This is a genomic window from Parasphingomonas frigoris (assembly GCF_036663815.1).
GTDB lineage: Bacteria > Pseudomonadota > Alphaproteobacteria > Sphingomonadales > Sphingomonadaceae > Sphingomonas.
Genome location: NZ_JAXOJQ010000003.1, coordinates 862,393 through 878,088, shown reverse-complemented (window position 1 = coordinate 878,088; position 15,696 = coordinate 862,393). Strand labels below are relative to the sequence as shown.

Here is a 15,696-nt window from a genome sequence, read left to right as displayed (position 1 = left end):
GCTTTACCGCGCTCCCGCCAGCCCGGGCCCGGCATCGTTGGTCGCCGCATAGCCCGGCGCGACGCGCGCTTTCGCCGCCTGTTCGTAGACATAGCCCGCATTGAGCACCGCGCGATCGGCCCACGCGGTCGCGATGAACGACACGCCGACCGGAACGCCGCGTACCAGCCCCATCGGCACGGTGAGGTGCGGATAGCCCGCGATCGCCGGCAATTCGCTCGCGCTCGGCCCGCTGAACTGGTCGCCATAGACGGTGTCCGACAGCCACGGCATGCCATAGGTCGGCTCGACCAGAAGCGTCGCCTGCGCGCTCGCCAGCATCGCGTCGATCCCCTCCTTGCCCGCGAGCCGCAGCGATTTCGCGCGCGCGCCGAGATATTCCGGGTCGGTCAGCCCGCGCGTCTTCTCCGCCGCCTCGAAGGTCTCCTGCGCAAAGAAGGGCATTTCGTTTGCCGCATTGGCGGTATCGAACGCGATCACGTCGGCGAGCGTACGCGTCGTCACCGCCTTGGGCGTGGTCGCGAGATAGGTGTTGAGATCGGCCTTGAGCTCGGTCTGCAGCACGAGCAACTCAGCCTCGCCGATCCCGTCGAGCTTCGGAGCGGTGACGTCGACCAGCACCGCCCCCTGCGCGCTGAGCACGGCGAGCGCCGCGTCGAACTTCGCCTTGAGGATATCGGGCATTTGCGGCCGCAGCACCGCGATCCGCACGCCCTTTAACGACGCGCCGGCGAGCCCGGCGACGAAGCCCGGCGCCGTCCGCTCGGCCGGTTGCCGCGTGGTGGCGGGATCGGTCGGGTCGGTGCCGACCAGCCCTTCGAACAGGATCGCGACGTCCTTGACGCTGCGCCCCATCGGCCCGGGCGTGTCCTGGCTGTGGCTGATCGGCACGACGCGGCTGCGGCTGATCCGCCCGAGCGTCGGCTTCAGCCCGACCAGACCGTTCATCGACGACGGGCACACCACCGAGCCGTCGGTCTCGGTCCCGACCGCCGCCGCCGCGAAGCTTGCCGCCACCGCCGCGCCCGAGCCGCTCGACGAGCCGCATGACGTCCGGTCGAGCGCATAGGGATTGCGCACCAGCCCACCGACCGCGCTCCACCCGCTCATCGAATGCGTCGAGCGGATATTGGCCCATTCGCTGAGGTTGGTCTTGCCGAGGATCACCGCGCCCTGCCGGCGCAGGCTCGCCACCAGCGGCGCATCGCGCAGCGTGACGTTGTCCTTGAGCGCGAGGCTCCCCGCGGTGGTCGCGATCGGATCCTTGCTCTCGATATTGTCCTTGATCAGCACCGGCACGCCGTCGAGCGCGCCGAGCGGCCTGCCCGCCTTGCGGCGCGCGTCGCTCGCCTTGGCCTGGTCGAGTGCGGCAGGATTGAGCGCGATCACTGCGCGCAGCGTCGGGCCGCTGCGGTCCATCGCCGCGATCCGCGCGAGATAGGCCTGCGTGATCGCGACACTCGTCGTCCCCGCCGCCATCATCGCCTGGAGCTGGTCGATCGATTTCTCCTCGACCGCGGGCGCGGCTTGCGCGTGCGCCGAGACCGCGCAGACACTCGAGACCAAAACCGCCAGAACCAACGCGCGCATCTCACACCCCTTTTTGCGGGCGTGGTCCGCGCCACGCCGGCGCCGATCATGCGACACGCCCCCGCAGCCGACAAGGGCCGAACACGACCGGAGACGCACCTACGCCAGATATGAAAAGAGGCTGCCGATGACCCTGACTCGGGACATCGACAGCCTCCTGACATGGTCAGCGGCCGGAAGCTCCAGCTCGGAGGACCATGCGAAACCGCAAGAGCCTCGACGATCGGTGGCGTTTGCTAGGGGAGAATACCCCCCGCCCCATCATCGCAGGACCAGCCTGAAAGGCCTAGCGGTGCGTCCTCCGAACGAACTGAACCGACCCCATTGCTGAACCATGAGACATCGGATCACCTCCTTTCGCTAGTTGAAACGGCGTGACCTGCGTTGGTCACGACTCGCTTGTGAATCATAAAAACACGCGAAACAAGTCTTGAATAATCGGCCTGTTTCGACGATTCTCCTTCGCCTGCCCGCAGCCCGTCGCGCGCCGCCCCGGCAGCCCCTTCCCTTCGCTCAGCCGCGGCAATCCTCGGTCACGCGCGCCACCTCGGCCCAGGCGGGCACGACCAGCGTCGGCATGCCGGATTGCTCGACCAGGAAGCGGCCGCGGCTGAACGCCATCGCATCGAGCAGCGGATCCCGCGGCGTCAGCGCGGCGGCGACATAGAGCGGGGTGGCGCCGGTCGGCTGGACGGTCAGCGCCCGCGCCAGGCTCGAGGTGCGCACCGTCAGCGGGCCGGCGGCCTGCCCCTGCCGCGAGAGATAGAGCGCATTGGTCTGGCGGTCGCAGCGCAGCGTCAGCAGCGCGTCGGCGCCGCGCGTGCCGAACAAGGCGATCGATCCCCGCCCGTCGACGCGGTAGACCCAGTCGCCCAGCGTCACCGCCCAGTCGCGCCAGTCGGCGGCCTGCGCCACGGGCGCGACCGGCGCCGGGCGCTGCGGCGCGGCCGGCTGCGGTGCCGCGCGCGGCGGCGGCGGTGGCGGCGCGCCGACGCATCCGGCGATGAGGAGCAGCGCGGCGATCGCGAGCGAGCGGGTTGGGGTCCGGAACATCCGGCGGTCTATGCGCGATGCATCCGCCGCGCTCAACCGCGCGTACCCGCCACAGTGCGATTTCGGCATGGTCCGTGCGATCCGCGAGCCGGAGCGGCGCGTCGTGGAACCCTCGCGCGTCATCGCCGTTACGCCACCGACACGAAGGATGATGAGATATGGCCCAGACCGAACCCACCCAGTTGCTGCTCCAGTCGAACAAGGCCGACACGATGCCGATCCGCAGCCGCGACGGCGAGAAGATCGGTACGCTGCTCACGCTTATGGTCAACAAGCGCACCGGCCGGTCGGTCTACGCCGTGCTGACGATCGGCGGCTTCCTCGGCATGGGCCGCGCTTATTATCCGATCCCTTTCTCGCTGCTCGCCTTCGATCCGGTCAACGACACCTATGTCGTGACGATCGACCGTCGCGTGCTCGAGGGTGGCCCGAGCTGGGCCGCCAACGCGCCGACCTTCGACCAGGCCTATGCCGACCGCGTCTCGAAATATTATGACGTGGCGAGCGAGGACCTCTCGCTCGATTGAGCCGGATCGATCAGCGCACGCGCCGGTAGGCCGTGCGCCACATCGTCCAGCCGATCAGCGCCGCAACCGCCGCCAGCACCAGGCTGGTGGCGACCGCGCTGATCGCGCGGTAGAGCAGCGTCGGCGCATCGCCCGGCGGCGTCTCGACCAGACCGAACCCATAGCTCTGCGCGCCGAGGAACAGCGCGAAACCGGCCAGCGCGCCGATTGTGATCGCGCTGCGCGGCCCGCGTCGTCCGAGCACATGGCAGAGCAGCCACACCGGCCCGCCGATCGCCACCGCCGCCATCGCGGTGATCAAAGCGCCGACGCAGAAGCCGACGAGCAGCGCGGACGGATCGGGTTCACTGCCGATCCCGACCAGCAGCATCGCGAACAGCCCGCCGACGGCCCCGCCCGCACCGAGCGCCAGCCCCGCCCGGTCGAGCGTCGCCTCATAGTGCCCACCTGCCTGCACCGATCCCGCCATGCGTGTCTCTCCCGCCGGGTACCGCGCTTAGCATCGCCACTCTCGCCGCCCAAGCAGTCTCGTTGCGCTATCGTATCGAGTTAGGGCAGCGCGCGGGCCGCCGTCGGCAGTCGCTGCAGCAGCGTGGCACCGTCGATCGCCGGCGGGCGCGGCTTGGGCGTATAGGGCGCAATCGGCGTTGGCCGGCCGAGCGGCTGCACCCCGAACCCCGTCACGCCCAGCGCCCTGGTCGCCGCGGCCAGCAGGCGCGGCGGCGTGTCATAGGCTTCATAGGACAGCCGGAAGGTGCCCCAATGCACGCCGATCCCGGTCGTCGCGCCGAGCCGGCGATAGGCTTCGGCCGCGTCGAGCGGCCCGATATGACTGCCCGCGCGCATCTGTCCGGGGACGAAGCGGAACGCGCCGATCGGCAGCAAGGCGAGCCGCACCGGGCCGTAGCGGGCGGCTTCGTCGGCCCATTGCATGTCGCCCGGCCCGGTGTCGCCGGCGAAGAAGACGTTGCCGCCGGGCAGCCGCACGACAAAGCTCGACCACAAGGCGCGGTTGCGATCGGCGAACCAGCGGCTGCCCCAATGATGGTTGCGCGTCACCACCACCTCGACGCCGGGCTTGACCGCAATCCGCCCGCCCCAGTCGAGCGCCTTTGCCGGCACGCCGACCTGCCCGATGACGCTGTCATTGCCGAGGCTGGTGACGATCAGCGGATGGTCGCGCGCCCACAGCCGCTTGAGCGTGGCGAGGTCCATATGATCGTAATGATCGTGACTGATCAACACGAGGTCGATCCTGGGCAGCGCATCGAACGAAATCCCCGGTTGCGCGACGCGCGCGGGACCTACGCCGAGTGGCCCGGCGGTGCGGCTCCACACTGGATCGGTCAGGATGTTGAGGCCCTGCGTCTGCACCAGCACCGTGGCGTGGCCGACCCAGGTCGCGACCATCGCCTCACCCGCTACCCGTTCCGGCGGGGCGACGGGGTGGATCGCGACATGGTCGGGCCAGGCGGGGCGGCCATCGCTGTTGGTCAGGTAGCGAAACAGGAAATTGCCGCGCCCGGCCTTGGGGGGCGCGACATCGTCATCGGCCCCGTCGGGATTCGAAAAGCGCTGCCCGTCGTAATGGCCGCTCACCGGTCCGCGATAATACCGCGCATCGAGAAAGCGCGGGACGATCGTGATCGCAAGACACAGGGTGATGACGATCCACAGGACCGCGACAGCCAAGATACGCAACAACCGCATCGCCTTGTCTTGCGGGATCAACCCGTGCCGCGCAAGGGCGCACGGCTCACAGGCTGCCGACCAGCGCCAGCACCACCCCGATCGCGACCAGAAGGAGGCCGGCGACCTCGCTCCGGCTGGTCTTTTCGCCGAGATAGAAATGCGCGAAGGCCATCGTGAAAGCGACCTCGACCTGCCCGACGATCCGCACCAGCGCGACCGGTGCCGACGCGAAACCGGTGAACCAGCAGGCCGAGGCGACCGACGACATCAGCCCGATCTGCCCCGCGACGCGCCACTCGGCAAACACGCGCGCGACCTGCTCGCGTTCGCGCAACGCCAGATAGGCACCTTGCGCGAGCGTCTGCGCGGCGACCGTCACCGCCAGCACGATTAACGCGGCGCGAATATGGTCGGGCGTCCCCACCTGCTGCGTCGCGGCGCGGATCCCGATCGTGGTGAGCGCGAACATGAAGCCCGAGGCGATGCCGTACCGCGCCGCCGGTTGCCCGAGCGCGCGCACGAATTCGAGCGGCGCCATCCGCTTGCCGCCGGTCGACAACACCATCACCCCCGCCACCCCGAAGCCGATACCGATCCAGGTCGCTGCGCCGAGATGATCGCCGAGCAACAGCACCGACAGCACGGCGCTCTGCACCGCCTCGGTCTTCGAATAGGCGGTGCCGACGACGAAATTCCGCTCGCCAAACGCCATCAGCAGCAGGTTGGTGGCGATGATCTGCGCGAGTCCGCCCGCCAGGCAGTAAGGCAGGAACCAGGCGCCGAGTGACGGGAAGGGCGTGTCCGCGAACAGGGTTTCGTATCCCAGCACCAGCAGGATCGCGACCGGCAGCCCGTAGAGATAGCGCACCAGTCCCGCGGCATTGACCGACAGCGTGCGCGACACGCGCCGCTGCACCGCCGTCCGCCACGCCTGCAACGCCCCGCCGATCAGCGCGGCGGGGAGCCAGAGTGCGGTCACACCCCGTCGCCCCGGCGTTGGCCGGGGCCGCTGCGCTTGGGGCACCTGGTTCGCCAGACAAACCAGCGGCCCCGGCCTACGCCAGGGCGACGATGGTGGCTAACTATTGATCGTCTCCCATAGATCGTCCCAGTTCGGATTGGCCTCCGCGATCAGGCGGCACTTCCACACGCGGTTCCAGTTCTTCAGCCGCTTCTCGCGCAGAATGGCATCCTCGATCCGATCATGCTGCTCGATGAGGACGAGACGGGCGCACCCCCCCTTTCGCGCAAACGCCGAGCCCCGCCCCTCGCGGTGCGCGAGGATGCGCGCAATGTCCGACGTGACCCCGATATAGAGCACGCCGAATGGCTTATTCGTCATGATATGGGTGAAGCCGCCCATACCCTCGCTCCGTCGCCCCGGCGCAGGCCGGGGCCGCTGGATCCTGTAGCGGTACCTAGATCACCCGTCACGCCCGACCACGCTGCGGCCCCGGCCTCCGCCGGGGCGACCTTCAGGAAACCAGCAACCCCTCGCGCGCGATCTTCTCCTTCCACACCAGCGGCGCGAGCTGATGGACGTTGGCGCCGGTCGAATCGACCGCCACCGTCACCGGGAAATCCTCGACCTCGAACTCGTAGATCGCCTCCATCCCGAGATCGGCGAACCCGACGACCTTCGATCCCTTGATCGCGCGCGCGACGAGATACGCCGCCCCGCCGACCGCCATCAGATAGGCCGATTTGCCCTCGGCGATCGCCTTGGTCGCATCGGGCCCGCGCTCGGCCTTGCCGACCATCGCGAGCAGGCCCTGGTCGAGCATCATGCGCGTGAACTTGTCCATCCGCGTCGCGGTCGTCGGCCCCGCCGGACCCACCACTTCATCGCCGACCGGATCGACTGGCCCGACGTAATAAATGACGCGGCCCGCGAAATCGACCGGCAGCGGCTCGCCCGCATCGAGCATGTCCTTGATCCGCTTGTGCGCGGCATCGCGGCCGGTCAGCATCTTTCCATTGAGCAGCAGCCGGTCGCCCTGCTTCCAGCCCTGCACCATCTCGGGCGTCAGCGTGTCGAGATCGACGCGGATCGCTGCGCTGTCGGGCTGCCAGTCGACCTTGGGCCATTCGTCGAGCTTGGGCGCTTCGAGGAAGCTCGGGCCAGAGCCATCGAGCACGAAATGCGCGTGCCGCGTCGCCGCACAATTTGGGATCATCGCGACGGGCTTGCCCGCGGCGTGGCACGGCGCGTCGAGGATCTTGACGTCGAGGATCGTCGACAGCCCGCCCAGCCCCTGCGCGCCGATGCCGAGCGCATTGACCTTGTCGAAGATCTCGATCCGCAGTGCTTCGATGTCGGTCTTGGGCCCGCGCGCCTTCAACGGCCCCATGTCGATCGGCTCCATCAACGCCTGCTTCGCCAGCAACACGCAATGTTCGGCCGTTCCACCGATACCGATGCCGAGCATCCCCGGCGGGCACCACCCCGCGCCCATCTGCGGCAGCATCTCGAGCACCCAGTCGACGATCGAGTCGGACGGGTTCATCATCTTGAACTTCGACTTGTTCTCCGAGCCGCCCCCCTTCGCCGCGACATCGACCGAGACCTTCGCGCCCGGCACCATGTCGACGTGCAGCACGCACGGCGTATTGTCCTTGGTGTTGCGGCGCGTGAAGGCGGGGTCGGCTAGCACCGAGGCGCGCAACTTGTTCTCGGGGTTGAGATAGGCGAGCCGCACGCCCTGGTCGACGATCTCCTGCAGCGAACGCGTCGTCTCGTCGAAGCGGCACTCCATGCCCCATTTGACGAACACGTTGACGATGCCGGTATCCTGGCAGATCGGGCGATGCCCCTCGGCGCACATCCGCGAATTGGTCAGGATCTGCGCGATCGCGTCCTTGGCCGCCGGCCCCTGCTCGGCGTCATACGCTTCGCCCAGCGCGCGGATGTAATCCATCGGGTGATAGAAGGAGATGAACTGCAGCGCGTCGGCGACGCTTTCGATCAGATCGGCTTCGCGGATGATGGTGGTCATGGGGGCTACTCCTGTGCGCGCGGCCTTAAAGCCATGTCCGCGTCGCGCCAAGCCACGGCGGCATCCGGCCGGCTTAAGGAAGACTTTCTTGGGCCCCGACACGCATCAAACCGCCCCGCGCAAGGAGTTTGGAAAGGATCGGCGCGTAAACCCACACCTATGATCGTCGCTTTCCTTCCGCTGCTGATCCTGGCCGCCCTGCTGGGGCTGGCCGGCTTCGCTGGCGGCTATCTGCTGTCCCGCCCGCGTCGCGCGCCCGTCGCGGGCGCCGTCAGCGAATCGAGCGACCGGCTCGCCCGCCTGCTGGTCGACGAATATGAGGCGCATTCGAACGGCTGGTTCTGGCGCACCGATGCCGAGGGACACGTCAGCTATCTGTCCGCCAAGGTCGCCGACGAGCTCGATGCGCCCGAGACGCCCGCGCTCGGCCAGCCGCTGCGCGCGCTGTTCCGGATGGACAGCGTCTCGTCCGAGAGCGAGCGCACGCTCGGCTTCCACCTCGCGGCACGCACCGCATTCTCCAATTATACGGTCCGCCCCGCCAGCCGCGCCAAGCTCGAGCGCTGGTGGTCGATTTCGGGGCGCCCGGTGACCGATTCGACCGGCGCGTTCACCGGCTTCGTCGGCAGCGGCAGCGACCTGACCGAGACCCGCCGCGCCGATGCCGAGATCACGCGCCTCGCGCTGTTCGACGGCTTGACCGGCCTGGCCAACCGCCAGCGGCTGCGGCTGTCGCTCGAACAGACGCTCAGCCCGAGCAGCCACGCGCACCGCGCCAGCGCGTTGTTCCTGCTCGACCTCGATCGCTTCAAGACGGTCAACGACACGCTCGGCCATCAGATGGGCGACGCGCTGCTCAAGCAGGTCGCGCAACGGCTGCTGCGCGCGATCGGCGATGCCGGGCTGGTCGGTCGGCTGGGGGGCGACGAGTTTCAGGTGATCCTGCCCAACCAGACCGACCGGACGCGGCTCGCCGACCTTGCGCAGCGCGTGATCTTCGACCTGTCGCAGCCCTATTCGATCGACGGATCGGCGATCAGCATCGGCTGTTCGATCGGTATCGCGATCGCGCCGGAGGACGGGCATGACGCCGAGACGTTGGTGCGCAACGCCGATCTCGCGCTGTATGCCGCCAAAGGCGACGGGCGCGGCATCCACCGCTTCTTCCGCGGCGAGCTGCTCGTCGGCGCGCAGAGCCGCAAGCAGCTCGAGGACGATCTGCGCGGCGCGCTTGCCGGCAACCAATTTTCCGTCGCCTATCAGCCGGTGGTCAGCACGCGCACCGAACGGATCGTCGGCTACGAGGCGCTGCTGCGCTGGCAGCATCCGGAGCGTGGGCTGGTCAGCCCCGCCGAGTTCATCCCCGTCGCCGAGGATTGCGGGCTGATCGAGTCGATCGGCGAATGGGTGTTGCGCACCGCCTGCATCGACGCGGCGAGCTGGCCGCACGACGTGCGAGTCGCGGTCAACGTGTCGCCGATCCAGTTCGCCAATCCCGTGCTGCCCAGCCTGGTCACTGCCGCGCTGGCCAAATCGGGGATCGCGCCGGACCGGCTCGAGCTCGAGATCACCGAAGGCGTGTTCGTCGACGAGACCGCCAAGACCGAGCAGATGTTCAGGACGCTCAAGCGCTGCGGCGTGCGCCTCGCGCTCGATGATTTCGGGACGGGCTATTCGTCGCTCGGCTATTTGAAGAAAGCGCCGTTCGACAAGATCAAGATCGACCAGAGCTTCGTGCGCGGCGCGGCGATTGCGGGCAGCCGCAACGCCGCGATCATCCGTGCGATCGTCACGCTCGCCGACACGCTCGGCATGGAAACCACCGCCGAGGGGGTCGAGACGCATGACGAGGTAGCGCTGATCCGCGATCTCGGCTGCAGCCACATCCAGGGCTATGTCTATGGCAAGCCGGCGCGCGTCGCGGAAGTGCACGCTCAACTCGCCGCGAGCGGCGGCAAGGCGATCGCCACCGGCTACAACATCAGCCGTCCGCCGCGTACGACGATCCTGCGCCGCGCGCAGATCCAGGCGGGCGCCATCAGCGGCGAGGTGCGGATCCGCAACATCTCGGCCGGCGGCGCGATGATCGAGGGGATCGACGTCGAAGACAGCTGTGGCGAGATCGAGGTCCTCATCGAGCTGCTCGACGATCAGATGTTTCCAGCGACCCTGCGCTGGGCCGCCGGCGGCAAGGCCGGATTGCAATTCGCCGAAGCCTTCAACCTCGAACGGCTCGCGCCATCCGTGGAGACGGCGTCGCTTCCCCTGCGCAAGGCGGGCTGAGCGCAAACGCGTTGGGCGCCCTCCGTTGCGGAGGACGCCCGTTGCGGCCATGGCGCACCGTGGCGCGAGCGCGACTTGCGGTGGTCAGCCCGCGCTGTTGCCGGTTGCCGGCGGGGCGACGGGGGCCGCCGCGTTCGCAGAGGCTGGCGGCGGCGGCGGCGGCGGCGGCGGCGCGTTGCCGGCGTCCGGACCACCGTCCGGACCACCGTCCGGACCACCATCGGGTCCACGGTCCGGCCCAGCGCCGGGTCCGCGCGGTCCGCCGCCATGCGGGCCAGGCCGTCCGTCGGGTCCGCCCGGTCCACCCGGACCGCCGCGCGGCGGGCCCATCGGATGCAGCGCCACCACCTTGCCATCGGCGCCGACCAGGAACGAGGCGCGGATCATGCCGTGACGATACTGCCCCTGCACGGTCACCGCCTGCCCGGCGCGGATCAGCCCGGTGCCGTCGCCTTGTCGGCCGAAATCGACCAGCGCGCGCCCGCTGCCGTCGGTGACGACCGCCATCGGGCCGTAAAGCTCGGCGACCGTGCCGCGCACGCTGATCACGCCGCCGTCGTCGGCCAGCGCGCGGATCGCGACCGGCTTAATCGGCGCCATCTCGATCGAGGGGCCGGTCATCTGCGCGATCGTCGCGCCGCCGCCGACGCCGACCGCGAGCAACGCGGCGGCGACGAGCGCGGTGCGCACCGGCAGCTTGCGGGAGGCGCGGGGTTCGTCCATCGTGTCATAGCTGCCCTGCGGGCCTTCGATCTGGTCGGTCATCGTCTTTCTCCTTGTGAAGTGATGCCCCTTTCTAGCCAGGCAGCCCGGCACTGCGCTGAACTTGTCGGTTCATTCTCGGTTTAGCCTGCTGCCCTAGCCCCGCTCCGAAGGACGGAAAGAACATGCGCATCCTGCTGGTCGAAGACGACGTCGCGCTCGCCGAGGGCATCGCCAAGGCGCTGCGCGCCGAGCATTTCGCGGTCGACGTCGCCGCCAATGGCGAGGATGGCGCGCATCTCGGCGACACCGGCAGCTATGACGTCGCCGTGCTCGATCTCGGCCTGCCGCTCAAATCGGGGATCAGCGTGCTCGAGGAATGGCGCGCCGCCGGGCGCGTGCTGCCGGTGCTGATCCTCACCGCGCGCGACGGCTGGTCGGAAAAGGTCGCGGGGTTTCGCGCCGGCGCCGACGATTATCTGACCAAGCCGTTTCGCGTCGAGGAGCTCGTCATGCGGCTGCGCGCGCTGGTCCGCCGTGCCGCAGGGCATGCCGCCGCGCGGATCGTCGCCGGTCCGGTCGCCTTCGATGCGCAGACCGGGCAGGTCGAACTCGACGGCCTGCCGCTGCGGCTTACCGCGCTAGAATGGCGCGTGCTGTCGACGCTGATGCTGCGCCGTGGCGTGGTGGTCGACCGGCTCGACCTGCTCGATCATGTCTATGAAGGCGATGCCGATCCCGATTCGAACTCGCTCGAAGTGATCGTCGGGCGGCTGCGCAAGAAGATCGGCGCGGAGCGGATCGAGACGGTCCGCGGGCGCGGCTATCGCGTGGTGGAAGGGTGAGCTGCGTGCTTTTCCTCAGCGGAGCGCTTGCCAGCCTAAATGCGCCCCTCCGCTTCAGGGAAGGGGATGGGGGTGGGGCCGTGTCTCACCGAGCGTGTCGCTCGTTACTTCCCCACCCCAACCCAGTGCCGGGTCGGTCAGGCTCCCAGCCTGACCTAAACCGCGCGGGGCGCAGTTTACCCGGCACTCCTAAAGGGGAGGGGCTTGCAGTCAGTAAGCGGGCTCGAACCCCATGACCCTCCTCCCCCGCTCGCTCTACGGCCGCCTGCTCGCCACCGCGCTCGTCGCCACGCTCGTCGCGCTCGCCTTTGCCGCGGTGACGATCGGCGCGGTGCTCGATCGCTTCGTGACGCGCGGGCTCGACGACCAGCTCGACGCGCAGATCGCGGTGCTCGCGCAGGCGGTGCAGTCCGATGGGACGGTCGATCGCAGCCGCCTGATCCTCGCCGCGCCCTATGACGATCCGGCCGGTGGATGGGGCTGGCGGATCGATGCGCCGGGCCGGACGATCGCCTCGCCCGCAGCACCCGATCTCGATGCGATGCGCGCACCGCCGGCCCCGCCCCCCGATCCAGCGGGCGCGCAGCCGCCGCGCGACCCCAAGCATCACGCCGACCGCCGGGGCAACCGCGCGCAGGCGCTCGACTGGCGCGGGCGCGACGGGATGCGCCACGCGCGCAGCCTGACGCTCGCCACCCCGCGCGGGCCGGTCCGCATCACCGCCTCGGCGCCGCGCGCGATCGTCGATCGGCCGCTGCGCGCGGCGATGGCGCCGTTGCTCGGCTCGCTGCTGCTGCTCGGGCTCGCCCTCGCCGTCGCCACGCTCGTGCAACTGCGGATCGGCCTGCGCCCGCTCACGACGATGCGCGCGAGCCTCGCCGCGATCCGCGCGGGCACGGCGGCGACGCTGCCCGAGGATCAGCCGACCGAGCTCGCCCCGCTCGCGCACGAGATCAACGCGCTGCTCGCCGAAAATGCCGCCGCGCTCGCCAATGCGCGCGGCCATGTCGCCAACCTCGCGCACGGCCTCAAGACCCCGCTCGCGACGCTGGCGCTCGCGCTTCCCGAACATGACCCCGACGGGTCGCTGCGCGCGCAGGTCGCACGGATCGACCAGGCGGTGCGCCACCATCTCGGCCGCGCGCGCGCCGCGACGCCGGGTGGCGCGCTGCGGCTCGCCACGCCGCTCGCGCCGGTCGTCGCCGATCTCGTCAACGCACTCGCGCGGATCCATGCCGAACGCGGCGTGACGGCGACCGTCGCGATCGATCCGGCGCTGCGGGTCGCGGTTGATCGGCAGGATCTCGAAGAATTGATCGGCAATCTGCTCGACAATGCCTGGCGCTGGGCGACTGCGCGAATCACCGTCTCCGCCGCCCCCGCCCCCGACGCGCGCTTCGTCCGCCTCGCCATCGCCGACGACGGCGCCGGGATCGCGCCCGACGCCCGCGCTGCGGCCCTCGCCGCCGGGCAGCGACTCGACGAACGCGGCGACGGCCACGGCTTCGGCCTGTCGATCGCGCAGGAGCTGGCGACGCTCTATGGCGGCACGCTCGAGCTCGCGACCGCCGCCGCGGGCGGACTCGAAGCGATCGTCGCCCTGCCGATGGCGCGTTCCGCCGACGCGTGAAAAAATCGTCATGTTCCCGGTTCGGTCCCTTGCGTTTGAGCGAGGCCAGCTTTGACCGCGCGTCGCGCGATAGGTCCGCTTCGGCCAGGCCACGAACGGATTCAAATTAGCGACGAACCGAGTCCCTAAAGCGTCATTTACGCTATTGTGTCCTTGGACGAACCGGCACAATCTGTAGGGGTAGAGTTCGGGGGCGAACCCAAGCGCTAGTAGAACATCCACCGCATCCCTATCTTGCGGTAACGATCCATCCTGCGTTTGATACGCGCAGTGGTCCGTTTTTGTTCTCGCCGGTCGCCTTCGAAATGCTACGCTGGGAGCTCGCTCTCCGATTCGAACGGATCGGGAACGCAGGCGGTCCCTGCGACGGAACAGTGGATGAGTTTACAGGGACGCGGAACATGGATTTTCGGGATACCGGGGAAGTGAGTACGACTATGGCTACCGATGCAATCGAGGCGCTCGACGCAGGCGTGGCGGCACCGACCGATGGGAAGGGCACGGCCGATCGCAAGCTCGCCGCGCGGGGCGATTCGAAGGAAATCCACGCGCAGCTCTATCCTGTCGAGGTCGACCATTCGCGCGACGCGCTGCTGACCGATTTCGGCAAGGACACGCTCAAGGATCGCTATCTGCTCCCGGGCGAGACCTTCCAGGATCTCTTCGTGCGGGTGGCGTCGGCTTATGCCGATGACGCAGCGCATGCGCAGCGCCTCTATGGCTACATCTCGAAGCTGTGGTTCATGCCGGCGACCCCCGTTCTCTCGAACGGTGGCACGGGCCGCGGCCTGCCGATCTCGTGCTTCCTCAACTCGGTGCCCGACAGCCTCGGCGGCATCGTCGACACGTGGAACGAGAATGTCTGGCTCGCGTCGCGCGGCGGCGGGATCGGCACCTATTGGGGCAACGTCCGCGGCATCGGCGAGCCGGTCGGCCTCAACGGCAAGACAAGCGGCATCATCCCGTTCGTCCGCGTGATGGATTCGCTGACGCTCGCCATCTCGCAGGGCTCGCTGCGGCGCGGTTCGGCGGCGGTCTATCTCGACGTGTCGCACCCCGAGATCGAGGAATTCCTCGAAATCCGGAAGCCCAGCGGCGACTTCAACCGCAAGGCGCTCAATCTGCACCACGGCGTGCTGATCACCGACGCCTTCATGGAAGCGGTGCGCGCGGGTTCGGAATGGACGCTGACCAGCCCGAAGGACGGCTCGGCCCGCTCGACCGTCGATGCGCGCTCGCTCTTCCAGAAGCTCGTCGAAACGCGCCTCGCCACCGGCGAGCCGTACATCGTCTTCGCCGATCATGTGAACAAGGGCATGCCCAAGCATCACCGCGACTTGGGGCTCAAGGTCTCGACCTCGAACCTGTGCAGCGAGATCACGCTGCCGACCGGCAAGGACCATCTCGGCAACGACCGTACCGCGGTGTGCTGCCTGTCGTCCTTGAACCTCGAGACGTGGGACCAGTGGAAGGACGAAAAGGGCTTCATCGAGGACGTCATGCGCTTCCTCGACAACGTCCTGCAGGATTTCATCGACCGCGCCGAACCCGGCATGGAGCGCGCCGCTTACTCGGCGATGCGCGAGCGTTCGGTCGGCCTCGGCGTGATGGGCTTCCACAGCTTCCTCCAGGCGCGCGGCCTGCCCTTCGAGGGCGCGATGGCCAAGTCTTGGAACCTGCGGATGTTCAAGCACATCAAGGGCCAGGTCGACGAAGCCTCGATGCACCTCGCGATGGAGCGCGGTCCGTGCCCCGACGCCGCCGACATGGGCGTGATGGAGCGCTTCAGCTGCAAGATGGCGATCGCGCCGACCGCGTCGATCTCGATCATCTGCGGCGGCACCTCGGCGTGCATCGAGCCGATCCCGGCGAACATCTACACGCACAAGACGCTGTCGGGCTCCTTCTCGATCAAGAATCCGTATCTCGAGAAGCTGCTGATCGACAAATCGAAGAACTCGGACGCGATCTGGAACTCGATCCTCGAGCAGGGCGGCTCGGTCCAGCATCTCGACTTCCTCAGCACCGAGGAGAAGGATTGCTACAAGACGTCGTTCGAGATCGACCAGCGCTGGCTGATCGAGCTCCAGGCCGATCGTACGCCGTTCATCGACCAGTCGACCTCGCTCAACCTGTTCATCCCGGCCGATGTCGAGAAGTGGGACCTGCTGATGCTCCACTTCCGCGCGTGGGAGCTGGGCGTGAAGTCGCTCTATTACCTGCGCTCGAAGAGCATCCAGCGCGCTGGCTTTGCCGGCGGGGTCGAGAACGACAACACGATCGAGAAGCCGCAATACGAGTTCGAGACGACCGATTACGACGAGTGCCTGGCGTGCCAGTGAGCTAAATTCCCTCTCCCTACGGGAGAGGGAGGGAGC

At 68.5% G+C, this 15,696-nt stretch carries 13 protein-coding genes; 5 read left to right on the top strand and 8 right to left on the bottom strand.

What is annotated here, in order from left to right:
- Positions 1-3: 3 nt before the first annotated feature.
- The gene (locus tag U1872_RS14530) at positions 4-1,590 is read right to left on the bottom strand and encodes an amidase (protein ID WP_332793599.1); all 1,587 of its coding nucleotides are present in this window, start codon (positions 1,588-1,590) and stop codon (positions 4-6) included.
- A 513-nt stretch (positions 1,591-2,103) separates the two neighbouring features.
- Positions 2,104-2,643 carry a hypothetical protein gene (locus U1872_RS14525; RefSeq protein WP_332793598.1) on the bottom strand — a complete coding sequence of 180 codons (540 nt, stop codon included), beginning with the start codon at positions 2,641-2,643 and terminating at the stop codon, positions 2,104-2,106.
- Positions 2,644-2,801: 158 nt separating this feature from the next.
- On the opposite strand from U1872_RS14525, the gene U1872_RS14520 reads away from it, so the two are divergent.
- Positions 2,802-3,170, top strand: a complete 369-nt coding sequence (locus U1872_RS14520; RefSeq protein WP_332793597.1) for a PRC-barrel domain-containing protein — start codon at positions 2,802-2,804, stop codon at positions 3,168-3,170.
- 10 nt (positions 3,171-3,180) lie between these two features.
- On the opposite strand, the gene U1872_RS14515 is transcribed toward U1872_RS14520, so the two are convergent.
- From U1872_RS14515 to U1872_RS14495, 5 genes are all read right to left on the bottom strand, one after another.
- A complete protein-coding gene (locus U1872_RS14515; RefSeq protein ID WP_332793596.1) occupies positions 3,181-3,639 on the bottom strand; it encodes a hypothetical protein in 459 nt (152 codons plus the stop codon).
- Positions 3,640-3,719: 80 nt separating this feature from the next.
- On the bottom strand, positions 3,720-4,880 hold the full coding sequence (locus tag U1872_RS14510) for an MBL fold metallo-hydrolase (protein ID WP_332793595.1): 1,161 nt from the start codon (positions 4,878-4,880) through the stop codon (positions 3,720-3,722).
- 46 nt (positions 4,881-4,926) lie between these two features.
- Positions 4,927-5,841 carry an EamA family transporter gene (locus U1872_RS14505; RefSeq protein ID WP_332793594.1) on the bottom strand — a complete coding sequence of 305 codons (915 nt, stop codon included), beginning with the start codon at positions 5,839-5,841 and terminating at the stop codon, positions 4,927-4,929.
- 99 nt (positions 5,842-5,940) lie between these two features.
- Positions 5,941-6,225, bottom strand: coding sequence for a GIY-YIG nuclease family protein (locus U1872_RS14500; RefSeq protein WP_332793593.1), 285 nt, complete (start codon positions 6,223-6,225; stop codon positions 5,941-5,943).
- Positions 6,226-6,337: 112 nt separating this feature from the next.
- Positions 6,338-7,858 carry a fumarate hydratase gene (locus tag U1872_RS14495; RefSeq protein ID WP_332793592.1) on the bottom strand — a complete coding sequence of 507 codons (1,521 nt, stop codon included), beginning with the start codon at positions 7,856-7,858 and terminating at the stop codon, positions 6,338-6,340.
- A gap of 159 nt (positions 7,859-8,017) precedes the next feature.
- On the opposite strand from U1872_RS14495, the gene U1872_RS14490 reads away from it, so the two are divergent.
- A complete protein-coding gene (locus U1872_RS14490) occupies positions 8,018-10,141 on the top strand; it encodes a putative bifunctional diguanylate cyclase/phosphodiesterase (protein WP_332793591.1) in 2,124 nt (707 codons plus the stop codon).
- Positions 10,142-10,225: 84 nt separating this feature from the next.
- Here U1872_RS14490 and U1872_RS14485 read toward each other — a convergent pair whose 3' ends face one another.
- Positions 10,226-10,906, bottom strand: a complete 681-nt coding sequence (locus U1872_RS14485; protein WP_332793590.1) for a hypothetical protein — start codon at positions 10,904-10,906, stop codon at positions 10,226-10,228.
- A 122-nt stretch (positions 10,907-11,028) separates the two neighbouring features.
- Here U1872_RS14485 and U1872_RS14480 point away from each other — a divergent pair, with 122 nt between their 5' ends.
- The 3 genes from U1872_RS14480 (at position 11,029) to U1872_RS14470 (ending at position 15,660) form a co-directional block, all read left to right on the top strand.
- A complete protein-coding gene (locus U1872_RS14480; RefSeq protein ID WP_332793589.1) occupies positions 11,029-11,688 on the top strand; it encodes a response regulator in 660 nt (219 codons plus the stop codon).
- 232 nt (positions 11,689-11,920) lie between these two features.
- On the top strand, positions 11,921-13,318 hold the full coding sequence (locus U1872_RS14475; RefSeq protein WP_332793588.1) for a sensor histidine kinase: 1,398 nt from the start codon (positions 11,921-11,923) through the stop codon (positions 13,316-13,318).
- A gap of 401 nt (positions 13,319-13,719) precedes the next feature.
- Positions 13,720-15,660: a ribonucleoside-diphosphate reductase subunit alpha gene (locus tag U1872_RS14470; RefSeq protein WP_443025380.1), complete on the top strand. Its 1,941-nt coding sequence runs from the start codon at positions 13,720-13,722 to the stop codon at positions 15,658-15,660.
- Positions 15,661-15,696 lie beyond the last annotated feature (36 nt).